Below are 21,692 nucleotides of genomic sequence, written 5' to 3' on the forward strand. Positions count from 1 at the left end.
ATGACCGACTTGCAAGCGCCGGCCGCACAGCCGGGTAACGCCAAAGGGGCGCTGTACCTGCAGTTTCGTATCAGGGACCAACGGTTTGCCCTGAGTATGCACGAGGTGATCGAAGTGCTGCCACTTCGGCCACTCAAGCCCATTGCCCGGGCGCCAGCCTGGGTGGAGGGTATTCTGGCCCACCGTGGCCTGCTCATACCCGTCATCGACCTGGCCGCGCTCAGCTTCGGCCAGCCGGCGCTGAAGCGCACCAGCACCCGCCTGGTACTGGTGCACTACCGGGGTGGGCTGCAGTTGGGGCTGGTGCTGGAGCAGGCAACCGAGACCCTGCGCTGCCGGCCCGATGAGTTCCAGCCCTATGGTGTAGACACGGGCGAAGCCCCTTACCTGGGGCCGGTGCGTCAGGATGCCCTTGGCATGCTGCAGCGTATCGAAGTCAATGACCTGCTGCCCGACGCCGTGCACGCATTGCTGTACACGCAGTACCCGACCGGGGGGCCGACATGACCGAACAGCGTTTTTTCCGCTTCTTGCGTGAGCGTATTGGCCTGGATGTGGAGTCTGTCGGCACGCCGATGGTCGAGCGTGCACTGCGCCAACGTTGCGTAGCGGTGGGCGCCGCCGACCTGGACGACTACTGGCTGCGCCTGCAGCAGTGCGGCGAAGAGCAGCAGGCATTGATCGAAGCGGTGATCGTGCCAGAGACGTGGTTCTTCCGGTACCCCGAGTCCTTCACCGCGCTGGCGGGCCTGGCGCACAAGCGCCGTGCCGAACTGGACGGCGCGCGCCCGCTGCGGTTGCTCAGCCTGCCGTGCTCGACGGGGGAGGAGCCGTACTCGCTGGCCATGGCCCTGTTTGATGCCGGCATGGCGCCGGGGGCGTTCCTGGTCGATGGCATGGACATCAGCCCCAGCTCGGTGGCCAAGGCCGGGCAGGCCGTGTATGGCCGCAATGCCTTTCGCGGCAGCGAGCTGGGTTTTCGCGAGCGTTACTTCGATGTGGTCGACGAAGGCCATCGCCTGCACGAGCGGGTACGCCAGCAAGTCAGCCTGCAGGTAGGCAATGTGCTCGACCCGCTGCTGGCCAGCCGCGATGGCCTGTATGACTTCGTGTTCTGTCGCAACCTGCTGATCTACTTCGACGTGCCGACCCAGCAACACGTCTTTGAAGTGCTCAAGCGCCTGCTGCACCCACAGGGGGTGCTGTTCATCGGTCCGGCCGAGGGCAGCCTGTTGGCGCGCCTGGGCATGCGCCCGCTGGGGATCGCCCAGTCGTTTGCCTACGTACGAGACCCAGGCAGCAGCACACCTGCGCCGGCGGCAGCGGCAGCACCTGCCAGGCGCAGTTGGCCGGCGCCGGGGCCTGCCGGGTATTCGCAGCCGGCCTTGCCAGTGCCGCGGCCGCAGCGTGCGCTGCCGGTGGTGGCCCGGCCAACGCCGGCCCGCGAGCTTGGGGGCGAGGGCCCCAGCGAACTGCTGGCCGGCATCGCCCGGCTGGCCAATGCCGGCGCCAGCGCACAGGCTCGCCACGAATGTCAGCGCTACCTGGGCCAGTACCCGCCGTCGGCGCAGGTGTATTACTGGCTGGGGCTGCTCAGCGATACCGAGGGCGATGCGCAGCAAGCCCTGACCCACTACCGCAAAGCGCTGTATCTAGAGCCACAACACCCCGAGGCGTTGCTGCACCTGGCGGCCCTGCTTGCGGCCCAGGGTGACCTGGCCGGGGCCCGGCGCCTGCAGGAACGGGCAGCGCGGGCTGGGCGGGAGTCTGAACGGTGAACGGTGAATCCGCGATGCAACTGCTGGCCGATGACGAGGCGCTCATCGACGACTGCTGGAACCGCATTGGTGTGCATGGCAACAAGCAATGCCCGCTCCTGGAGCGGCATGTGCATTGCCGCAACTGCGATGTCTACGCCGCTGCGGCTAGCCGCCTGCTTGACCGCTATGCATTGACGCAGGAGCACTCGGGGGCCGAGCAGGCGCCGCTGCAAGAGCACACCGGTCGCTCCATGTTGCTGTTCCGTCTGGGTGAGGAATGGCTGGCGCTGGCGACCGCCTGCCTGGCCGAAATAGCCCCGTTGCAGGCCGTGCATTCGTTGCCGCACCAGCGATCGCGGGTGTTGCAGGGGGTCGCCAACGTGCGTGGGGCGCTGGTCCCGTGCCTGTCATTGGCTGACTTGCTGGGGGTTCAGGCGGGTGCTGCCGAGCAGCGTAGCGGCCGGGCGATGCCGCGCATGCTGATCCTGGCCAGCGAGGGCGGCCCGGTGGTGGTGGCGGTCGAGGAAATCGACGGCATCCACCGGCTCGACCCGCTGCTGCTGGGCAGTGGCCAGGACGCCACCCGCTATACCGCGGCGGTGCTGCAATGGCGCGGGCGCAGCGTGCGGGTACTGGACGATCAACACTTACTGGCTGCCGTGCAGCGGAGCTTGTCATGACCCCAGAGCAAATGCGCGACGCCTCGTTGCTCGAGCTGTTCAGCCTGGAGGCCGAAGCGCAGACCCAGGTGCTCAGCGCTGGCCTGATGGCGCTCGAGCGCAACCCTACCCAGGCTGACCAGCTCGAGGCGTGCATGCGCGCGGCCCACTCGCTCAAGGGTGCCGCCCGTATCGTTGGCGTGGACGCGGGCGTCAGTGTCGCGCATGTCATGGAGGATTGCCTGGTAGCCGCCCAGGAGGGGCGCCTGCGGTTGAATGCCGAGCATATCGATGCGCTGTTGCAGGGGACCGACTTGCTGATGCGCATTGCCACACCGGGCGACAGCGCGGCGCAGGCGACCCTGCCGGTGTTTCTTGCGCAGATGGCCAGCCTGCTCGACCCAGGCGGCGCCGGCGTGCCCCCGCTGCCCCTGGCGGCAGGCGCAGCATTGCCGTCGTCGCCGCCGGTCAGCCAGCCCCCGGCACCGTTGGTGCTGCCAAGTGAGCTGTCCGAGCCCGAGCCCGAGCCCGAGCCCGAGCCAGCGCTGCGGCGCAAAGCGGGCAAGCGCGTCGGTGATGCCGGCGAACGGGTGTTACGGGTCACTGCCGACCGCCTGAACAGCCTGCTCGACCTGTCCAGCAAGTCGCTGGTGGAAACCCAGCGCCTGAAGCCTTACCTGGCCACCCTGCAGCGCCTCAAACGCATGCACGGCCAAGGGATGCAGGCGCTCGACGGCGTGCGCATGCAGCTGGAAGACAGCGGCCACAACAGTGAAGTGCTCGAAGCCTTGGCGCAAACCCAGCGCCTGCTGGTCGAGACCCAGCAGATCCTGCAACAGCAGGCCGCCGACCTCGATGAGTTCGGCTGGCAAGCCAGTCAGCGTGCGCAGTTGCTGTACGACACGGCGCTGGCCTGCCGCATGCGGCCATTCGCCGATGTGCTGGCCGGGCAGAGTCGCATGGTCCGAGACCTCGGCCGTTCGCTGGGCAAGCCGGTACGGCTGGTGGTGGAGGGCGAAAAAACCCAGGTCGACCGTGATGTGCTGGAAAAGCTTGAAGCGCCATTGACCCACCTGTTGCGCAATGCCGTGGACCACGGCATCGAACTTCCGGAACGGCGCCTGCTGGCGGGCAAGCCAGCGGAAGGGCTGGTGCGCCTGCGTGCCTCGCACCAGGCTGGCATGCTCAGCTTGGAACTGATCGACGATGGCGCCGGTATCGACCTGGAGCGCCTGCGCGCCAGCATCGTCGAGCGCGCCCTGTCGCCGGCCGACACCGTGGCGCGCATGAGCGAAGCGGAACTGCTGACATTCCTGTTCCTGCCCGGCTTCAGCCTGCGCGACAAGGTGACCGAAGTGTCCGGGCGCGGTGTCGGGCTGGATGCGGTGCAACACATGATTCGCGAACTGCGCGGCTCGATCGAGCTGAGCCAGCAGCCAGGGCAGGGCTGCCGCTTCCATCTGCAGGTGCCGTTGACCCTGTCCGTGGTGCGTAGCCTGGTCGTCGAGGTCGGTGGCGAGGCTTACGCTTTTCCGCTGGCGCATATCGAGCGCACCCTGGACGTCACCGCCGAGCAGATCGTGCAGATCGAAGGCCGCCAGCACTTCTGGCACGAGGGCCGGCACATCGGCCTGGTTGCGGCCAGCCAGTTGCTCAACCGCCCGCTGGGGCAAAGCGACGGCAGCAGCCTGCGGGTCGTGGTGATCCGTGAGCGCGAACAACTGTACGGTGTGGCCGTGGAGCGCCTGGTAGGCGAACGCGTGCTGGTGGTGATGCCGCTCGACCCACGGCTGGGCAAGGTGCAGGACATTTCTTCGGGGGCCTTGCTCGATGATGGTTCAGTGGTGCTGATCGTCGATGTCGAAGACCTGCTGCGCTCGGTGGATAAACTGCTGAGCACCGGCAGCCTGGAGCGTATCGAACGCGGCAGCGGCGGCACCCGTGGGGTGGCGCACAAACGCATCCTGGTGGTCGACGATTCACTGACCGTGCGCGAGCTGCAGCGCAAGCTGCTCAGCCACCGTGGCTACGACGTGGCGGTAGCGGTAGACGGCATGGACGGCTGGAACGCCTTGCGCAGTGAAGACTTCGATTTGCTGATCACCGATATCGACATGCCACGCATGGACGGTATCGAACTGGTCACCCTGGTGCGGCGCGACCAGCGCCTGCAAGGCTTGCCAGTGATGGTGGTGTCCTACAAAGACCGTGAGGAAGACCGGCGGCGTGGCCTGGACGCCGGCGCCGACTACTATTTGGCAAAGGCCAGTTTCCACGACGACGCGTTGCTGGATGCTGTGGTGGAACTGATCGGGGGGGCTCAGGGATGAAGATCGCCATCGTCAATGACATGCCCATGGCGGTCGAGGCCCTACGCCGTGCAGTCGCCCTTGAGCCCGCGCACGAGCTGGTGTGGGTGGCCAGCAATGGCGCCGAGGCAGTGCAGCGTTGTACCGAGCAGCTTCCGGACCTGATCCTCATGGACCTGATCATGCCGGTGATGGACGGCGTGGAGGCGACCCGGCGGATCATGGCCGAAACCCCATGTGCCATCGTCGTCGTCACGGTCGACCGCAAGCAGAACGTGCACCGGGTGTTCGAGGCCATGGGCCATGGCGCGCTCGATGTGGTGGACACCCCAGCGCTGGGCGCGGGTGATCCCCGCGAAGCGGCGGCCCCGCTGCTGCGCAAGATCCTCAATATCGGCTGGCTGATTGGCCAGCAGCGTGCACCGGTTGCGCGCCCGGTTGAGCTGCCGCTGCGCGAAGCTTCACAGCGTCGTGGCCTGGTGGCGATTGGTTCGTCGGCCGGTGGCCCGGCAGCCCTGGAGGTGTTGCTCAAGGGCTTGCCGCCGGCGTTTCCGGCGGCCATCGTGCTGGTCCAGCATGTGGACCAGGTATTTGCCGCAGGCATGGCCGAGTGGCTCGGCAATGCCGCCAACCGGCAGGTGCGGCTGGCCCGTGAAGGCGAGCCGCCACAGCCGGGCGTGGTGCTGCTGGCCGGCACCAATCACCATATCCGCCTGCTAAAGAACGGCCAACTGGCCTACACTCCCGAGCCTGTGAACGAAATCTACCGGCCCTCGATCAATGTGTTTTTCGAGAGCGTGGCCCAATACTGGCACGGCGATGCGGTGGGGGTATTGCTCACCGGCATGGGCCGCGACGGTGCCCAAGGCCTGAAGTTGATGCGTCAGCAGGGTTTCCTGACCATTGCCCAGGACCAGGCCAGCAGCGCGGTGTACGGCATGCCCAAGGCCGCCGCAGCCATTGATGCTGCCGTGGAAATTCGCCCGCTGGACCGCATCGCCGGGCGCTTGACGGAAATTTTTGGAAAATGACGACACGTATTGAATCACGCCGCCACGCCGGTAGTGATCGGGTGACCATGTATGGATGATTTACCGATCGAAGGTTTCGCGACCACCAACGAAAACTCGGCGATGGTACTGCTGGTCGACGATCAGGCCATGATCGGCGAGGCCGTGAGGCGAGGGTTGGCCAACCAGGACAACATCGACTTCCACTTTTGTGCCGACCCCCACCAGGCGGTGGCCCAGGCCATGCGCATCAAGCCCACGGTCATCCTTCAGGACCTGATCATGCCGGGCCTGGACGGTTTGACCCTGGTGCGTGAGTACCGCAACAACCCGGTGACCCAGGACATTCCGATCATCGTGCTCTCCACCAAGGAAGACCCTCTGGTCAAGAGCGCGGCGTTTGCGGCCGGGGCCAATGATTACCTGGTCAAGCTGCCGGACACCATCGAACTGGTGGCGCGCATTCGCTACCACTCGCGTTCCTACCTGACCCTGCTGCAGCGCGACGAGGCCTACCGCGCCCTGCGCGTCAGCCAGCAGCAGCTGCTGGATTCAAACCTGATGCTGCAGCGGCTGATGAACTCCGACGGCCTGACCGGACTGTCCAACCGCCGGCACTTCGACGAATACCTGGAACTGGAGTGGCGCCGGGCCATGCGCGAGCAGCAACAACTGTCGCTGCTGATGATCGACGTGGACTACTTCAAGGCCTTCAACGACAGCTTCGGCCACCTGGCCGGTGACGAGGCGCTGCGCCAGGTGGCCGAGTCGATCCGCGGCTCGTGCTCGCGGCCCAGTGACCTGCCCGCGCGTTACGGTGGCGAGGAATTCGCCCTGGTGCTGCCCAACACCTCGCCTGGCGGGGCACGGCTGGTGGCCGAAAAGCTGCGCCAGACCGTGCATGGCCTGGGGATCCCGCACACTGCACCGGCGGCTGATGCGTTCCTGACCGTGAGCATTGGCCTGGCCACCCAGACCCCGAGTATCGGCAGCCATTGCCGGCAACTGATCTCGGCGGCCGACAAGGGCCTGTACCTGGCCAAGAATGGCGGGCGCAACCAGGTCGGCATTGCCTGACGTGCCGATAACAGCACCGGCCCTCGTGGTAGCTCATGTACAGGCTACCGCCCGGCGGGTCTGCCGCCCTGCGGCGGACTCGGTTATACTCGCAGGCTTTTCACCGAATTCGTGCGAGTAGCCAGCCCATGGAAATCCAACCGATCCTGAACACCATCAAGGACCTCACCGAGCGTTCCCAGTCAATTCGGGGGTATCTTTGACTACGATCACAAGCATGACCGCCTGATCGAAGTCAACCGCGAGCTGGAAGACCCCAACGTCTGGAACAAGCCCGAGTACGCCCAGGCCCTGGGCCGCGAGCGTGCCATGCTGGCACAGGTGGTCGAGACCCTGGACAAGCTGTCCAACGGCCTGGGCGACTGCCAGGACTTGCTCGACATGGCTGTCGAGGAAAATGACGAAGGCGCCGTCGGCGACGTTGTGACCGAGCTGGAAGGCCTGGAAGAAAACCTGGCCCAGCTTGAGTTCCGTCGCATGTTCAGCGGCGAGATGGACATGAACAACGCCTACCTGGATATCCAGGCCGGCTCTGGCGGCACCGAGGCGCAGGACTGGGCCAACATCCTGCTGCGCATGTACCTGCGCTGGGCCGACAAGCGTGGTTTTGACGCCACCATCATCGAACTGTCCGAAGGTGAAGTAGCCGGTATCAAGGGCGCCACCGTGCACATCAAGGGCGAGTACGCCTTTGGCTGGCTGCGCACCGAAATCGGCGTGCACCGCCTGGTGCGCAAAAGCCCGTTCGACTCCGGCGCCCGTCGCCACACCTCGTTCTCGGCGGTGTTCGTTTCGCCAGAAATCGACGACAAGGTCGAAATCGAGATCAACCCGTCCGACCTGCGCATCGACACCTACCGTTCCTCCGGTGCCGGTGGCCAGCACGTCAACACCACCGACTCGGCGGTGCGTATCACCCACGTACCGACCAATACCGTGGTGGCGTGCCAGAACGAACGTTCGCAGCACGCCAACAAGGACACCGCCATGAAAATGCTGCGGGCCAAGTTGTACGAGCTGGAAATGCAAAAGCGCAACGCCGCCTCGCAGGCGTTGGAAGACAGCAAGTCGGACATCGGCTGGGGCCACCAGATCCGTTCCTACGTGCTGGATGACTCGCGTATCAAGGACCTGCGTACCGGCGTGGAACGCAGCGACTGCCAGAAGGTGCTGGACGGCGACCTCGACCAGTACCTAGAAGCAAGCCTGAAGCAGGGCCTGTAAGCCGTACTCCACCGCCGCGCCATCGGCCAACCGCCGCTGGCGCGTGCCCTGCCCGAAAAGGGCAACGAATACCTGATGGAAAAAATGACCAGATGAGCGACCTCAAGACCGAATCGCAAGACCTGCAACAGGAAGAGAATGCCCTGATCGCCCTGCGCAAGGAAAAACTTGCCGCCGAGCGTGCCAAGGGCAATGCCTTCCCCAATGACTTCCGTCGCGACAGCTACTGCAACGACCTGCAGAAGCAGTACGCGGACAAGACCAAGGAAGAGCTGGAAGCAGCCGCGATTCCGGTCAAGGTGGCGGGCCGCATCATGCTCAACCGTGGCTCGTTCATGGTGATCCAGGACATGACCGGCCGCATTCAGGTCTACGTCAACCGCAAGACCCTGCCGGAAGAAACCCTGGCCGCAGTCAAAACCTGGGACCTGGGCGACATCATCAGCGCCGAAGGCACCCTGGCCCGCTCCGGCAAAGGCGACCTGTACGTCGAAATGACCAACGTGCGCCTGCTGACCAAGTCGCTGCGCCCGCTGCCCGACAAGCACCACGGCCTGACCGATACCGAGCAGCGCTACCGCCAGCGCTACGTCGACCTGATGGTCAACGAAGAAACCCGCCACACCTTCCGTGTGCGCTCGCAGGTGATCTCGCACATTCGCAAGTTCCTCATCGAGCGTGACTTCCTCGAAGTCGAAACGCCCATGCTGCAAACCATCCCGGGTGGTGCTGCGGCCAAGCCCTTCGAAACCCACCACAACGCCCTGGACATGGCCATGTTCCTGCGCATTGCGCCGGAGCTGTACCTCAAGCGGCTTGTCGTGGGTGGGTTCGAGAAAGTGTTCGAGATCAACCGCAACTTCCGTAACGAAGGTGTTTCGACCCGGCACAACCCGGAATTCACCATGCTCGAGTTCTACCAGGCCTACGCCGACTACCGCGACAACATGGACCTCACCGAGGAACTGTTCCGCGAGCTGGCGCAGCTGGTTCTGGGCAGCACCGACGTGCCGTACGGCGACAAGGTGTTCCACTTCGGCGAGCCGTTCGCCCGCCTGTCGGTGTTCGACTCGATCCTCAAGTACAACCCGGAGCTGACCGCTGCCGACCTGCAGGACGTCGACCGCGCCCGTGACATCGCCCGCAAGGCCGGTGCCAAGGTGCTGGGCCACGAAGGCCTGGGCAAGCTGCAGGTGATGATTTTCGAAGAGCTGGTCGAGCACAAGCTGGAGCAGCCCCACTTCATCACCGAGTACCCGTTCGAGGTGTCCCCGCTGGCCCGTCGCAACGACGACAACCCGGCCGTGACCGACCGTTTCGAGCTGTTCATCGGTGGCCGCGAAATCGCCAACGCCTACTCCGAGCTCAACGATGCCGAAGACCAGGCCGAGCGCTTCCTGGCCCAGGTGGCCGAGAAAGACGCCGGTGACGACGAAGCCATGCACTACGACGCCGACTTCGTTCGCGCGCTGGAGTACGGCATGCCGCCGACCGCGGGTGAAGGCATTGGTATCGACCGCCTGGTGATGCTGCTGACCAACTCGCCGTCGATCCGCGATGTGATCCTGTTCCCGCACATGCGCCCGCAGGCCTGAGTGAGCTGAACGAGCCGCCTTTTCAGGCGGCTTTTCTTTGCGAGCGGCAAGCCATAAGCGGCAAGCTACAAGAAACGGCAGTCCGCGTGCATTCCGCTTTTTCTGGTGGCTTGCCGCTTGTAGCTTGCCGCTTCTTCCGTGAGGTCCCCTATGACACCCGCCACCCCTCACCAGGGCGCCGCCGGCATCGCCACCGCCGTCGCCGAAAGCGTGCAATACCAAGGCCGCAAAGCTGCCCGCCAGGGCAGCGAACAGCGTCGCCAGCAGATTCTCGATGCCGCCATGCGCATCGTCGTGCGCGATGGCGTTCGCGGCGTGCGTCACCGGGCGGTGGCTGCCGAGGCCGGTGTGCCTTTGTCGGCCACCACCTACTATTTCAAGGACATCGAGGACCTGCTCACCGATACCTTCGCCCAGTACGTCGAACGCAGCGCCGCCTACATGGCCAAACTGTGGGCCAACACCGAAGTTGTGCTGCGCCAGCTGCTGGCCCAAGGGGATGGCAGCCCGCAGGCGCGGGCACGGCTGGCTGACGAAGTGGCACGCATGACCGCCGACTACGTGCAGCGCCAGTTGCTGAACCGCCGCGACTTCCTGATGGCCGAACAGGCGTTCCGCCAAGAGGCGCTGCTGTGCCCGCGCCTGGCGGAACTGGTCTGTGCGCACGAGCAGATCCTGCTGCACGGCACCCGTCAATTGCTGCAGGTAGTCGGCTCGCGGCAACCGGAGCAGGACGCCCAAATGTTGACGGCGATTATCGAGCAGATGGAATATCAGGGCCTGCTCAAGGATGCCAATGCGCAAGCCGATGGGCAGATGCTCGCTATGCTTACCCGATACCTGCAATTGGTGCTTGCATCGGCCTGAGCGAGACCGACTTTTCGAGGAGAGCCTGATGAAAGCCTGGCGTGTGGTGTTGTTGACTTTGTCATTCCTGCTGCTGGGCGGTTGTCTGGTGACCTTCCATGAGCCATTGCCCAGCAATCAGGCCGCGCCCAAGGCCTTGCTCGGCAAGTGGAGCAGCAAGGACGCCTGGGGTGAGCCGTTGAAGCTCACCATCACCCGCAGCAGTGGCGATGCCTACAAGGCAGTTGCCACGGCCAAAGGCAAGGCACCGGAAACCTACATGTTCACGGTGTCGCGCCACGGTAACCGCTGGTACCTGTCGGCCGGTGTGCCTAAGCGCCTGGGCGGCAATTTCCTGATTGGCGGCTTTGACATCGTCGATGGCAAGGAACTGGTGCTGTACAACCTGGATGTCGAGCAGGTGCAGCAGGCGGTGGAGAATAAGGAACTGACCGGGCGCAGTACCGAGGTGCCGGAAGACAACGGCGACGGTGTGTTGATCGACAGCCCGCCAGCGCGGGTGCTGGCGTACCTGGACGACCCGGCCAACTCGGACCTGTTCGTTGAAGTGGCCCGGTTCCAGCGGTCCGGCAAATGACCGTGCTGGCTTCATCGCCGGCAAGCCAGCTCCCACACTTCCTTGGAGCCCTGTGCTGTACCTGTGGGAGCTGGCTTGCCGGCGATGAGGCCGGTACAGGTTTTCTGTACTAGAAAGGAGTCCCCGGTGGACGAATACCAGCAGACCATCCGCGCCCTGTCCGACCGCATCGTCGCGGCACAAACACCGATTCGGGTGCTGGATGCGGTGAAGTGGGACGACAGCATTCGCCAGGGCTTCCTGCAGGGCAAGGGCAAGGAGCCGCCAGCGGTCGACCGCGCCTATTACCAGTCGCGGCCCTTGTCGTTCGACTCCAGCGCCGTCAAGGCCGAGTTCCAGGGGATCGAGCGCGACATCATTCGCCAGCTGGGCCAGTTCAACCCTGTGGGGCAGATCATGAAGCGCATGTGCCGCGAGTACCGCATGGTAGTGCGCATGCTCGAAGCCCGCGGCACCGAGGAGTTCGGCCTGATCTCCCAGGAGTTGTATGGCGCCGCTTCCGACGCCTTTCATGCCGGTGACCCGACCTTGGCCGACCTCGGCCTGATGCTGTCGGACTATCTGAACAACATCGATGGCCGCGGCGACCTGAAGGACGAACCGAAGAACCTGACCGCCAAGGAGGCTGTCGATACCCTTCAGCGGCGCTTGAACACGGTGTTCGGTGAAGCCGAAGGCACCATCCGTGTGTTCGAGTCCGACGGCATTGTCGCTGACGCCGCCGCTGGCGCCGACTATATCAAGGTGCGCGCCGATGCCATGTTCAATGCCCGTGACGTGCGGGCGCTGGAAGTGCACGAAGGGCTGGTGCACGTCGGCACCACGCTCAATGGCCTGAACCAGCCGATCTGCACCTTCCTGGCCAAGGGCCCGCCCTCGTCGACGGTGACCCAGGAAGGCCTGGCCATCCTCATGGAGGTGATTGCCTTTGCCTCCTACCCCAGCCGCCTGCGCAAGCTTACCAACCGCACCCGTGCCATCCACATGGTCGAGGAGGGCGCCGACTTCATGCAGGTGTACGGCTTCTTCCGCGAGCAGGGCTTCGAGATGGGGCAAAGCTACAGCAACGCCAGCCGGGTATTCCGCGGCTCGGTGCCCAACGGCCTGCCATTTACCAAGGACTTGTCCTACCTCAAGGGCTTCATCATGGTTTACAACTACATTCAGTTGGCTGTGAAGAAGGGCAAGCTCGAGCAGATACCGCTGCTGTTCTGTGGCAAGACCACCCTGGAAGACATGCGCACTTTGCGTCAACTGGTCGAGGAGGGGCTGGTCGAGCCGCCCAAGTACTTGCCCGAACAGTTCCGTGACCTCAACGCGCTGTCGGCCTGGATGTGCTTCTCCAACTTCCTCAACCACCTGAGCCTGGATCGCATTGAAGCCGACTACGCGAATATTCTCTGAGTACTGCCGCCCGCTGCTGCTGGGGCTGGTGCTGCTGGCCCTGGGCGGCTGCAGCAGCCTGCTGTTCTACCCCGAGCGTGGGCAGGCGTTCACCCCTGAACGGGCCAAGCTGGCGTACCGTGATGTCACCCTGACCACTGCCGATGGCGTTCGCCTGCACGGCTGGTGGCTGCCGGCCAAGCCGGGTGTCGAGGTCAAGGGTACGGTGCTGCACCTGCACGGCAACGGCGGCAACCTGCCCGGGCACTTGGGTGGTAGCTATTGGCTGCCGGAGCAGGGTTACCAGGTGCTGATGGTCGACTACCGCGGCTATGGCCTGTCTGAGGGCAAACCGAGCCTGCCAGAGGTATACCACGACATCGCCGCGGCCATGACCTGGCTGGACCAGGCGCCCGAGGCCAAGGGCAAGCCGCTGGTGTTGCTGGGGCAGAGCCTGGGCGGCGCCATGGCGATTCATTACCTGGCAGGCCACCCGGAGCAGCGCCAGCGCTTCGCTGCCCTGGTTTTCGACGGGGTGCCGGCCAGCTACCGGGCGGTGGGGCGCTATGCCCTCAGCACCTCGTGGATGACCTGGCCATTGCAGGTGCCACTGTCGTGGCTGGTGCCCGACGGCGACAGCGCGATCCGCTCGATCGAGCAACTGCGCAGCCCGCCCAAGCTGTTTTTCCAGAGCATCGATGACGACCTGGTGCCGCTGGAAAACGGTATCCGCCTGTATCAGCACGCGCCACCGCCACGGGTGCTGCAACTGACTCGAGGTGGCCATGTGCAGACCTTCGCCGACCCTACATGGCGCCAGGTGATGTTGCGCTTCCTCGATGACCCTAGCCATTTCAACGGCCTGCGGCGGCTCGCCGAAGTGCCTGATTACCCTGACGAGAAGAACACCCAATGAGTGAAGAACGCAACGCCATCCCGCTGATCCTGACGGGTGTGGGCAGCATCATCGTGACGGTGGGCGCCTTGTGGTACTACGGCTACCTGCATTTCGCCAAACCCGAGGATGCCCTGTTGTTGCAGGATTACACCATGCTCAAGACCGTCCCCGGCGAGGATTACAAGGTTTCGCTGGACCCGGCACCGCAAGTGGCGCAGTGCGTGGACGGTGTATTGGTGCTGTTCGATACCCAGCAGAAAGGCCTGACGGGCGTGCTGGTGGACAACCGCAAGCGTGCAGTGCGCTGCATGGGTGAGGAAACGCCGCAGCAGGTACAGTGAGCGGCAGCGAAGCAAAAAAAAGCCCCGCGTCGATCGCGGGGCTTTCTCTGTCAGCTGGCCAGTATTACTGCTGGGCCTGGCTCATGGAGCGTGGCTGCACCGGCTGATTGTCGTTGGAGATGGTCACCTCCACACGACGGTTCTGTGCACGCCCGGAGTTGCTGGAGTTGTCCGCAACCGGGTACTCCTTGCCGTAGCCTTGGGCCACGATGCGCGCTGGGTCTACGCCGGCGCGCACCAGGGCCATGCGTACGCTGTTGGCGCGGCGCTCGGACAGGCTCTGGTTGTAGCTGGCCGAGCCGACGCTGTCGGTGTAGCCCTCTACGATCACCTTGCGCTCAGGGTTTTCCTGAAGGAACTGGGCCAGTTTGGTGATGTTCGGGTAGGCGTTGCTTTTCAGCTCGGCCTTGTTGAAGTCGAACAGCACGTCACCGAAGGTAACCAGCGTACCGCGGTCGGTCTGCTTGGCGTTCAGGCTGTTCTGCAGCTTGGCGATCTGGGCATCGCGGGCATCCAGCTTGGCCTGGGCACGCTGGGCGGCTGCGTTCTTCAGCTCACCCTCGGCGGTACGCAGGGCAATGGTCTGCTTGGCCACTTCGACGCGCTGGTTGGTCAGGTAGGCCAGCTGGTCGACTTTCTGCTCGTCTTCACGGTCCATGTAGGCCTTGTCGGCCTTGTTCAGCCAATCCTGGGCATCCTTGGTTTCCAGCGCGGCGACTTTGCTCGCCTGTGGATCGCTCTGCAGGGCCGAGAAGTTGGTGCGGGCGGCTTCCAGGTTGGCGTTAGGGTCGTGCGAGCACGCAGCAAGACCGACGCTCAGGGCCAGCAGGGCGGGAATCATGACGTAATTGCGCATAGTGTTCATCCTTTGATCGTGTGCGAAGGCTAAGGTTGGCGGGGCAGGGCTCACTGAGCGCTGCGCAGGCCTTCCTCACGTACGTCCTGAACGCCCTGGCGGGCATCCTGCACGGCCTTCTGAGCCTTGGCCGCCTGGGCCTTGCGTTCGGCCAGGCGTGCGTCCCATTCGGCCTGTTCGGCCAGGCGCTTGGCTTCGTCGTACTTCTTGTCGTGCATGGCGATTTCAGCCTGCTTGAACTTGTCTTGCGCGGCTTTCATTTCCACGGCGGCGAACTCGGTGCCGCCAGCGCTGACAGCGGAATTCACGGCGGACTGGGTAACCGCATATTGCTCGGTAGGCGGGTTACCCGCACAGCCGGCCAGGACCAGGCTACTGCCCAGGGCCAGCGCGGCCAGCTTGAACCCGCGCACATGAGTGGATGACGGTTTGCTAGTGCGGGTTTTCATGGTGGTCAGCTCCATTGGATCACTCCTGATAACGATGTCCGTAGCAGTCCATCGCTCATTCCCTGACAAGTCCGCGCGCTTGGGATCAACGGTGCACAACGGCAGGTGTGCAGGGTTTTAGCGTGATGGCTATTAGCTGTGACTAAGAGTTTTTTTGGATAGTTCCGAAAAATTTCTGACCCCGCGGAGGGTTTTTGCAGAGTGCCCGAGGCAATTGAAGCGGGTGGCGGACGGCGCGGCCAATGTTCTTCTCGGCGCGTTTGCTGCCCGAGGTCAGGCGCCGCGCGGGCGGCGCCAGATCGCTCAAGGCTGCGCAAGGCCTACGCCCCTGGCTCTTCACTGCCCTCGGTGGTAAGGCTGTGCAGATGCTGCTTCGACAGCGACAAAAACCGCGGTGTCGGCCCCACATCCTCATACATCGGGTCACCTTCTTCATCGGTGGCGATGACCTGGCGACCGGGCACATAGGGAAAACTGGCTTCCACTTCTTCAAGCGCGGCCGCGACCAGTTCGCCGAGCAGTTCCTCGGCGGTGCGTTTGGGGTACATGTCGATCAGCGCGGCCAGGCGCGCTTCGGACTCCAGGTCCAGATGCAGGACATGGCCGGTACGGCTCAAGGTGCCGGCGGCATTCTGTTCCCAGTGCTGGGCGAGTTCACGGATTTTCATGATGACCTCTGGTTACGCCTCGAAGGCTGCATGGCATGGGAGTGCTCAACCTTCACTTTAGTTTGCTTTGGCCGATCCCTGCTTGCCATCGCTGCTTGGCTGGGGGCACTCTTGGGTGAATGTCACCGCCCCAATGTGGGAGCGGACATGCCCGCGAACACCGGCGAAGCCGGTGCCAGCCACCGGGTTGGATTTTTCGCGGGCATGCCCCCCCACAGGAAGGGCGTGGAGCCTGGAAGGGATGCAACGGAGAGAGGGGCCAATGACCGATATCGATGTGCGCTTGCGTGAAGATGTGCATGTGTTGGGTGAACTGCTGGGCGAAACCATCCGCCAACAGCATGGCGATGCATTCCTGCAGAAGATCGAAGCCATTCGCCACAGCGCCAAGGCCGACCGCCGCGGCCCCGGGGAGCAACTGAGTTCGACCCTGGCAGACCTTGCCGAAGAAGACCTGCTACCCGTGGCCAGGGCCTTCAACCAGTTTCTCAACCTGGCCAACATGGCCGAGCAGTACCAGTTGATCCGCCGACGCGATGCCGACCAGCCCGAGCCGTTCGAAGCGCGGGTGCTGCCTGAGTTGCTGGCGCGGCTGAAGCAGGCCGGGCACAGCAATGATGCCCTGGCCCGGCAGCTGGCCAAGCTGGATATCCAGCTGGTGCTCACGGCACACCCCACCGAAGTGGCGCGGCGCACGCTGATCCAAAAGTACGATGCCATTGCCGGCCAGCTGGCTGCACAGGACCACCGCGACCTGACCCCGGCAGAACGCGAGCACGTGCGTGAACGCCTGCGCCGGTTGATCGCCGAGGCCTGGCACACCGAGGAAATCCGACGCACCCGGCCAACCCCGGTCGACGAGGCCAAGTGGGGCTTCGCCGTGATCGAGCATTCGCTATGGCACGCCATCCCCAGCCACCTGCGCAAGGTCGACAAGGCCTTGTTGGACGCTACCGGGCTGCGCCTGCCGCTGGAGGCCGCCCCCATCCGCTTTGCCTCGTGGATGGGCGGGGACCGCGACGGCAACCCGAACGTGACCGCCGTGGTGACCCGCGAGGTGCTGCTGCTGGCCCGCTGGATGGCTGCTGACCTGTTCCTGCGCGACATAGATGCGTTGGCCGCCGAGTTGTCCATGCAGCAGGCCAACGCCGCCCTGCGCCAGCAGGCCGGCGACAGCGCTGAACCCTACCGGGCGGTGCTCAAGCAGTTGCGCGACCGCTTGCGCGCAACGCGTGCCTGGGCGCACTCGGCGTTGAACAGCAGCCAGCCGCCCAGCGCCGAGGTGCTGGTCGACAATCGTGACCTGATTGCCCCACTGGAACTGTGCTACCAGTCCCTGCACGAGTGCGGCATGGGCGTTATCGCCGAGGGGCCGCTGCTGGACTGCTTGCGCCGCGCGGTCACATTCGGCCTGTTCCTTGGCCGGCTCGACGTGCGCCAGGACGCGGCCCGGCACCGTGACGCCCTGACCGAAATCACCGATTACCTGGGCCTGGGCCGCTACGCCGACTGGGATGAAGAGCAGCGCATCGAATTCCTCCAGGCCGAGCTGAAAAACCGCCGGCCGCTGCTGCCGGCACACTTCAAGCCGCAGGCGGATACGGCCGAGGTGCTGGCCACCTGCCGCGTAGTGGCGGGTGCACCTGCTGCCTCGTTGGGCTCTTACGTCATCTCCATGGCCGGGGCTGCCTCGGATGTGTTGGCGGTACAACTGCTGCTCAAGGAAGCTGGCCTGACCCGGCCGATGCGCGTGGTGCCATTGTTCGAAACCCTCGCCGACCTGGACAACGCCGGGCCGGTGATGCAGCGCCTGCTGGGCCTGCCAGGTTACCGTGCAGGGCTGCGCGGCCCGCAGGAGGTCATGATCGGCTACTCCGACTCCGCCAAGGACGCCGGGACCACGGCAGCGGCCTGGGCGCAGTACCGTGCCCAGGAAAACCTAGTGCGTATCTGTGCCGAGCATCAGGTCGAACTGCTGCTGTTCCATGGCCGCGGCGGCACTGTGGGCCGTGGCGGTGGGCCTGCCCATGCGGCGATCCTGTCACAGCCCCCGGGCTCGGTGGCCGGGCGTTTCCGTACCACCGAGCAGGGCGAGATGATCCGCTTCAAGTTCGGTTTGCCGGGCATTGCCGAACAAAACCTCAACCTGTACCTGGCTGCCGTACTCGAAGCCACGCTGTTGCCACCGCCGCCGCCGCAGCCGGCCTGGCGCGAAGTCATGGACCAGCTGGCTGCCGATGGCGTCAAGGCGTACCGCAGTGTGGTGCGGGACAACCCGGACTTCGTCGAATATTTCCGCCAGTCGACGCCGGAACAGGAACTGGGGCGCCTGCCACTGGGCAGCCGCCCGGCGAAACGCCGCGCCGGCGGCATCGAAAGCCTGCGGGCCATCCCATGGATCTTCGGCTGGACCCAGACGCGGCTGATGCTGCCGGCCTGGTTGGGCTGGGAAACCGCGCTGAGCAATGCCCTGGCGCGTGGCCAAGGCGAACTGCTGGCGCAGATGCGCGAACACTGGCCGTTCTTCCGCACCCGCATCGACATGCTGGAAATGGTACTGGCCAAGGCGGATGCGCAAATTGCCGAGGCCTACGACGAACGTCTGGTGCAACCGCAGCTGCTGCCTTTGGGGGCGCACCTGCGCGACCTATTGTCGCAGTCTTGCCAGATAGTGCTTGGCCTGACCGGGCAGCCGGTGCTACTCGCGCACAGCCCCGAGACACTGGAATTCATCAGCTTGCGTAACACCTACCTGGACCCGCTGCACCGCCTGCAGGCCGAATTGCTGGCGCGCTCGCGCAGCCGCGAAGCCGCTCTGGACAGCCCATTGGAGCAGGCCTTGCTGGTGACGGTGGCGGGCATCGCCGCCGGCTTGCGCAACACCGGTTGAGCGCAGGGCCGGGTGCGGCAGTCGGCATGCCATAACGGTTGTACGGCAGCAGCGAAAGGGTGGTTGCGCCAGGCGCAACCACCTGCCTGCTTGGTCGCAAGTGGCGCATTCCTGCAACTTTGGGACGCTTGTCTGGCTGCCGGGCGCTGTGTATCTTGAGCAGCCCTCTGACCGAATTATGGTCATACCCGATTTTCCGGACTTGGCCCTGGTCGCCGAATCCATTGAAGTTCATAAAAAAATTTGAGGAGCACAAGATGCGCGTTATTCTGCTGGGAGCTCCCGGGGCCGGTAAAGGTACTCAGGCAAAGTTCATCACCGAAAAGTTCGGTATCCCCCAAATCTCCACCGGTGACATGCTGCGTGCTGCCGTAAAGGCCGGCACCCCGCTGGGCCTGGAACTGAAGAAAGTCATGGATGCCGGCCAGCTGGTGTCCGACGAGCTGATCATCAGCCTGGTCAAGGAGCGCATCGCCCAGCCGGATTGCGCCAACGGCTGCCTGTTCGACGGCTTCCCACGGACCATTCCACAGGCCGAAGCCATGGTTGCGGCCGGTGTCGATATCGACGCCGTGGTTGAAATTGCCGTAGACGATGAAGAAATCGTGGGCCGCATGGCGGGGCGCCGTGTGCACCTGGCCTCGGGCCGTACCTACCACATTCAGTACAACCCGCCGAAAGTGGAAGGCAAGGACGACGTCACTGGCGAAGACCTGATCCAGCGCGACGACGACAAGGAAGAAACCGTTCGCCATCGCCTGTCGGTCTACCACAGCCAGACCAAGCCGCTGGTGGACTTCTACCAGAAGCTGTCGGCGGCCAATGCTGGCAAGCCGAAGTACAGCCACATCGAAGGCGTAGGCTCGGTTGAAGCCATCACGGCCAAGGTCCTGGCAGCCCTGAGCTGATCCAGCACCTGGCGCACGGTCCGCTTTTCGTGGGAGCGGCCTTGCGTCGCGAAAGGGCTGCGCAGCAGCCCCATCAATTTTTGCCACGTCGCTGACACCCTGGGGCCGCTTTGCGGCCCTTTCGCGACGCAAGGCCGCTCCCACAGGGCCCACACAGCGGCCCCTTGGGGACACAACGGCGCAGCTGCTCTATAATGCCGCTCTTTTTCTTCGCACCTGGATACCCGTTCGATGACCACCCTGTTGGCCCTGGATACCGCCACCGAAGCCTGTTCCGTCGCGCTGCTGCATAACGGCAAGGTAACCAGCCATTACGAGGTGATCCCGCGCATGCATGCCCAGAAGCTGCTGCCGATGATCAAGCAGTTGCTGGCCGATTCCGGTGTGGCACTGAATGCGCTCGATGCCATCGCCTTTGGCCGGGGCCCGGGTGCGTTCACCGGTGTGCGTATCGCCATCGGTGTGGTCCAGGGTTTGGCGTTCGCCCTCGAGCGCCCGGTGCTGCCGGTCTCCAACCTTGCCGCGCTGGCCCAGGGCGCGTTGCGCGAACAGGGCGTGCAGCAGGTCGCCGCGGCCATCGATGCGCGTATGGAGGAGGTGTACTGGGGGTGCTACCAGGCCACGGCGGGGGAAATGCGCCTGGTCGGCAGGGAGGCCGTGTTGCCACCCGAGCAGGTGGCGCTGCCGGTAGAGAGTACCGGTGCCTGGTTCGGTGCCGGCACGGGTTGGGGTTATGGCGAACGCCTGGCAGTGACAGTCGCGGCCAGTGATGCCCAGGCCCTGCCCAGCGCTGTGGACGTACTTGCCCTGGCCGGTTTTGCCTGGGCGCGTGGCGAGGCAGTCACTGCCGAGCAGGCGCAGCCGGTCTATCTGCGCGACAATGTAGCTACTCCGAAAAAGCAATAACTGCTGTCCGTCGGTTATTGCCGATCACGCTAAAACCTTTTTCGCATTCTGTGGTCCAGTTATCAATGAAGCATTAGCGACGCAGCTCGGATGCTGCTAAATTGCCATCATTGATCCCGAGTGCCATGCCATGCGTATCGACGGTTTCTCATCGCAGTACCCGATCAAGCGCACGCCGCGCAAGGCCGCGGTGCGCGAGGATGCGGTCGATGATGCAGAGGTCGTCGATGGCCTTGAAGCCGCGCCACCCGAGCCCGCCGCTCGCCGCCTTGGCGCTGGTCTGCCAGCCCGCCAGCAGGACATGGTTTTCCCTCGCGCCCGTGACCGGCGTACCGCCAATGCCTTGGCCAGTTACCTGAGCACCGCCGGTTTTACCGACTGGGACATGGAAGTACTAGGGCTCGACCTGTACATTTGATGGATGAGTCCATCACCCCTGCCTTACTTTCTCGGTTGCCCGTCATGGAGTGAAAACGCCTGGCGCGACTACCTGTACCCCGCCGACGCCAGCAGCGGCCAGATGCTGGGCTTCTACAGCCAGGTGTTCAACGCGGTAGAGGGCAACACCACCTTCTATGCCCGGCCTGCCCCTGGCACCCTTGCCCGCTGGGCACAGGTAATGCCCGCACATTTCCGGTTCACCGCCAAGTTCCCCCGCGACATCAGCCACGCTGGTGACCTGCGCGACCAGCTGGAGCCTGCCTTCGATTTCACCCGGTTGATGGCGCCATTGGGCGGGCGTGTGTCCCCCTACTGGTTGCAATTGCCGGCCCAGTTCGGCCCTGCGCGCCTGGGCGAGCTGTGCCATTTTCTGGATGAGCTGGCGGTGCCCGTGGCAGTTGAAGTGCGTAACCAGGCGTTTTTTGCCAAGGGTGAAGAGGAGCGCATGCTCAACCGGGTGCTGCACGAGCGCGGCGTCGAGCGTATCTGCCTCGACCCGCGCGCGCTGTTCAGCTGCACTTCGCGTGACCCTGCCGTGCTGCATGCGCAGTCGAAAAAGCCCAAGGTGCCGCCGCGCCCGGCCGCCTTTACCCAACACCCGCAGGTACGCTTCATCGGCCACCCGGAACTGCAAGCCAACGACGTGTTTCTCACCCCGTGGGTAGACAAGGTGGCCAGCTGGATCGAAGAAGGCCGCAACCCCTATATCTTCCTGCATACCTCGGACAACCGCCTGGCGGCGGCACTTGCCCGGCATTTTCACCAGCGCCTGATGTTGCGTTTGCCGGGCCTTGCCGCGCTGCCGGAATTGCCGCGCGCCCCCGAGGTCGAACAACTGGGGCTACTGTGACCCTTCCCTGACTGCCGGAGGTTC

The 21,692-nt window shown here is 64.4% G+C and carries 21 protein-coding genes; 18 read left to right on the forward strand and 3 right to left on the reverse strand.

Going from position 1 to position 21,692, the window contains the following annotated elements:
- The 13 genes from GEV39_RS05020 to GEV39_RS05080 all read left to right on the forward strand — a co-directional run bounded on the left by GEV39_RS05020 (position 1) and on the right by GEV39_RS05080 (position 13,700).
- On the forward strand, positions 1 to 507 hold the full coding sequence (locus GEV39_RS05020) for a chemotaxis protein CheW (RefSeq protein ID WP_173887758.1): 507 nt from the start codon (positions 1 to 3) through the stop codon (positions 505 to 507).
- On the forward strand, positions 504 to 1,778 hold the full coding sequence (locus tag GEV39_RS05025; RefSeq protein ID WP_173887759.1) for a CheR family methyltransferase: 1,275 nt from the start codon (positions 504 to 506) through the stop codon (positions 1,776 to 1,778). Before GEV39_RS05020 ends, GEV39_RS05025 begins: the two co-directional genes overlap by 4 nt.
- Positions 1,775 to 2,440 (forward strand): chemotaxis protein CheW, encoded by a 666-nt coding sequence (locus GEV39_RS05030; protein ID WP_173887760.1) that lies wholly within the window; start codon positions 1,775 to 1,777, stop codon positions 2,438 to 2,440. The genes GEV39_RS05025 and GEV39_RS05030 overlap by 4 nt, the downstream gene beginning before the upstream one ends.
- Entirely contained in the window at positions 2,437 to 4,749 is a 2,313-nt protein-coding gene (locus tag GEV39_RS05035; RefSeq protein WP_173887761.1) for a hybrid sensor histidine kinase/response regulator, read from the forward strand. The genes GEV39_RS05030 and GEV39_RS05035 overlap by 4 nt, the downstream gene beginning before the upstream one ends.
- A complete protein-coding gene (locus GEV39_RS05040) occupies positions 4,746 to 5,759 on the forward strand; it encodes a chemotaxis response regulator protein-glutamate methylesterase (protein WP_110678860.1) in 1,014 nt (337 codons plus the stop codon). Before GEV39_RS05035 ends, GEV39_RS05040 begins: the two co-directional genes overlap by 4 nt.
- 51 nt (positions 5,760 to 5,810) lie before the next feature.
- On the forward strand, positions 5,811 to 6,815 hold the full coding sequence (gene wspR / locus GEV39_RS05045; protein ID WP_054890349.1) for a Wsp signal transduction system regulator diguanylate cyclase WspR: 1,005 nt from the start codon (positions 5,811 to 5,813) through the stop codon (positions 6,813 to 6,815).
- A 128-nt stretch (positions 6,816 to 6,943) separates the two neighbouring features.
- A protein-coding gene (gene prfB / locus GEV39_RS05050; RefSeq protein WP_110678858.1) for a peptide chain release factor 2 occupies positions 6,944 to 8,039 on the forward strand; the annotation gives its coding sequence in 2 pieces (ribosomal slippage) (positions 6,944 to 7,015 and positions 7,017 to 8,039; 1,095 coding nt in all).
- Positions 8,040 to 8,131: 92 nt separating this feature from the next.
- Positions 8,132 to 9,634: a lysine--tRNA ligase gene (gene lysS, locus GEV39_RS05055; protein WP_173887762.1), complete on the forward strand. Its 1,503-nt coding sequence runs from the start codon at positions 8,132 to 8,134 to the stop codon at positions 9,632 to 9,634.
- 150 nt (positions 9,635 to 9,784) lie between these two features.
- On the forward strand, positions 9,785 to 10,501 hold the full coding sequence (locus tag GEV39_RS05060) for a TetR/AcrR family transcriptional regulator (protein ID WP_029888049.1): 717 nt from the start codon (positions 9,785 to 9,787) through the stop codon (positions 10,499 to 10,501).
- Between the two features lie 28 nt (positions 10,502 to 10,529).
- Positions 10,530 to 11,078: a hypothetical protein gene (locus tag GEV39_RS05065; RefSeq protein ID WP_173887763.1), complete on the forward strand. Its 549-nt coding sequence runs from the start codon at positions 10,530 to 10,532 to the stop codon at positions 11,076 to 11,078.
- Positions 11,079 to 11,162: 84 nt separating this feature from the next.
- The gene (locus tag GEV39_RS05070) at positions 11,163 to 12,482 is read left to right on the forward strand and encodes a flavohemoglobin expression-modulating QEGLA motif protein (protein WP_154211460.1); all 1,320 of its coding nucleotides are present in this window, start codon (positions 11,163 to 11,165) and stop codon (positions 12,480 to 12,482) included.
- Complete coding sequence (locus GEV39_RS05075; RefSeq protein ID WP_173887764.1) at positions 12,454 to 13,377, forward strand: alpha/beta hydrolase; 924 nt, start codon at positions 12,454 to 12,456, stop codon at positions 13,375 to 13,377. Before GEV39_RS05070 ends, GEV39_RS05075 begins: the two co-directional genes overlap by 29 nt.
- The gene (locus GEV39_RS05080) at positions 13,374 to 13,700 is read left to right on the forward strand and encodes a PA3694 family proteiin (RefSeq protein WP_009686993.1); all 327 of its coding nucleotides are present in this window, start codon (positions 13,374 to 13,376) and stop codon (positions 13,698 to 13,700) included. The genes GEV39_RS05075 and GEV39_RS05080 overlap by 4 nt, the downstream gene beginning before the upstream one ends.
- 64 nt (positions 13,701 to 13,764) lie before the next feature.
- On the opposite strand, the gene lptF is transcribed toward GEV39_RS05080, so the two are convergent.
- From lptF to GEV39_RS05095, 3 genes are all read right to left on the reverse strand, one after another.
- Positions 13,765 to 14,556: a lipotoxin F family OmpA-related lipoprotein LptF gene (gene lptF / locus GEV39_RS05085; protein ID WP_173887765.1), complete on the reverse strand. Its 792-nt coding sequence runs from the start codon at positions 14,554 to 14,556 to the stop codon at positions 13,765 to 13,767.
- 50 nt (positions 14,557 to 14,606) lie between these two features.
- Positions 14,607 to 15,020 carry a DUF4398 domain-containing protein gene (locus tag GEV39_RS05090; protein WP_009686991.1) on the reverse strand — a complete coding sequence of 138 codons (414 nt, stop codon included), beginning with the start codon at positions 15,018 to 15,020 and terminating at the stop codon, positions 14,607 to 14,609.
- Between the two features lie 305 nt (positions 15,021 to 15,325).
- Positions 15,326 to 15,673, reverse strand: coding sequence for a hypothetical protein (locus tag GEV39_RS05095; RefSeq protein WP_009686990.1), 348 nt, complete (start codon positions 15,671 to 15,673; stop codon positions 15,326 to 15,328).
- A gap of 262 nt (positions 15,674 to 15,935) precedes the next feature.
- Here GEV39_RS05095 and ppc point away from each other — a divergent pair, with 262 nt between their 5' ends.
- The 5 genes from ppc to GEV39_RS05120 all read left to right on the forward strand — a co-directional run bounded on the left by ppc (position 15,936) and on the right by GEV39_RS05120 (position 21,668).
- Positions 15,936 to 18,563: a phosphoenolpyruvate carboxylase gene (gene ppc, locus GEV39_RS05100; protein ID WP_054890345.1), complete on the forward strand. Its 2,628-nt coding sequence runs from the start codon at positions 15,936 to 15,938 to the stop codon at positions 18,561 to 18,563.
- A gap of 257 nt (positions 18,564 to 18,820) precedes the next feature.
- Positions 18,821 to 19,471: an adenylate kinase gene (adk, locus tag GEV39_RS05105; RefSeq protein ID WP_029885102.1), complete on the forward strand. Its 651-nt coding sequence runs from the start codon at positions 18,821 to 18,823 to the stop codon at positions 19,469 to 19,471.
- 231 nt (positions 19,472 to 19,702) lie between these two features.
- On the forward strand, positions 19,703 to 20,377 hold the full coding sequence (gene tsaB / locus GEV39_RS05110) for a tRNA (adenosine(37)-N6)-threonylcarbamoyltransferase complex dimerization subunit type 1 TsaB (protein ID WP_173887766.1): 675 nt from the start codon (positions 19,703 to 19,705) through the stop codon (positions 20,375 to 20,377).
- 130 nt (positions 20,378 to 20,507) lie between these two features.
- Positions 20,508 to 20,795, forward strand: coding sequence for a hypothetical protein (locus tag GEV39_RS05115; RefSeq protein ID WP_173887767.1), 288 nt, complete (start codon positions 20,508 to 20,510; stop codon positions 20,793 to 20,795).
- Positions 20,796 to 20,798: 3 nt separating this feature from the next.
- Positions 20,799 to 21,668, forward strand: coding sequence for a DUF72 domain-containing protein (locus GEV39_RS05120; RefSeq protein WP_173887768.1), 870 nt, complete (start codon positions 20,799 to 20,801; stop codon positions 21,666 to 21,668).
- Positions 21,669 to 21,692: the final 24 nt, after the last annotated feature.

This window comes from Pseudomonas sp. NY5710, assembly GCF_013305665.1.
In the GTDB taxonomy this organism is placed as follows: domain Bacteria; phylum Pseudomonadota; class Gammaproteobacteria; order Pseudomonadales; family Pseudomonadaceae; genus Aquipseudomonas; species Aquipseudomonas juntendi.

Excerpts from the sequence above, each read along its gene's own strand:
- GEV39_RS05020 (WP_173887758.1), top strand. The coding sequence starts at position 1 with ATGACCGACTTGCAAGCGCCGGCCGCACAGCCGGGTAACGCCAAAGGG.
- GEV39_RS05025 (WP_173887759.1), top strand. The coding sequence starts at position 504 with ATGACCGAACAGCGTTTTTTCCGCTTCTTGCGTGAGCGTATTGGCCTG.
- GEV39_RS05035 (WP_173887761.1), top strand. The coding sequence starts at position 2,437 with ATGACCCCAGAGCAAATGCGCGACGCCTCGTTGCTCGAGCTGTTCAGC.
- GEV39_RS05040 (WP_110678860.1), top strand. The coding sequence starts at position 4,746 with ATGAAGATCGCCATCGTCAATGACATGCCCATGGCGGTCGAGGCCCTA.
- wspR (WP_054890349.1), top strand. The coding sequence starts at position 5,811 with ATGGATGATTTACCGATCGAAGGTTTCGCGACCACCAACGAAAACTCG.
- lysS (WP_173887762.1), top strand. The coding sequence starts at position 8,132 with ATGAGCGACCTCAAGACCGAATCGCAAGACCTGCAACAGGAAGAGAAT.
- GEV39_RS05060 (WP_029888049.1), top strand. The coding sequence starts at position 9,785 with ATGACACCCGCCACCCCTCACCAGGGCGCCGCCGGCATCGCCACCGCC.
- GEV39_RS05065 (WP_173887763.1), top strand. The coding sequence starts at position 10,530 with ATGAAAGCCTGGCGTGTGGTGTTGTTGACTTTGTCATTCCTGCTGCTG.
- GEV39_RS05070 (WP_154211460.1), top strand. The coding sequence starts at position 11,163 with ATGAGGCCGGTACAGGTTTTCTGTACTAGAAAGGAGTCCCCGGTGGAC.
- GEV39_RS05080 (WP_009686993.1), top strand. The coding sequence starts at position 13,374 with ATGAGTGAAGAACGCAACGCCATCCCGCTGATCCTGACGGGTGTGGGC.
- lptF (WP_173887765.1), bottom strand. The coding sequence starts at position 14,556 with ATGCGCAATTACGTCATGATTCCCGCCCTGCTGGCCCTGAGCGTCGGT.
- GEV39_RS05090 (WP_009686991.1), bottom strand. The coding sequence starts at position 15,020 with ATGGAGCTGACCACCATGAAAACCCGCACTAGCAAACCGTCATCCACT.
- GEV39_RS05095 (WP_009686990.1), bottom strand. The coding sequence starts at position 15,673 with ATGAAAATCCGTGAACTCGCCCAGCACTGGGAACAGAATGCCGCCGGC.
- ppc (WP_054890345.1), top strand. The coding sequence starts at position 15,936 with ATGACCGATATCGATGTGCGCTTGCGTGAAGATGTGCATGTGTTGGGT.
- adk (WP_029885102.1), top strand. The coding sequence starts at position 18,821 with ATGCGCGTTATTCTGCTGGGAGCTCCCGGGGCCGGTAAAGGTACTCAG.
- tsaB (WP_173887766.1), top strand. The coding sequence starts at position 19,703 with ATGACCACCCTGTTGGCCCTGGATACCGCCACCGAAGCCTGTTCCGTC.
- GEV39_RS05115 (WP_173887767.1), top strand. The coding sequence starts at position 20,508 with ATGCGTATCGACGGTTTCTCATCGCAGTACCCGATCAAGCGCACGCCG.
- GEV39_RS05120 (WP_173887768.1), top strand. The coding sequence starts at position 20,799 with ATGAGTCCATCACCCCTGCCTTACTTTCTCGGTTGCCCGTCATGGAGT.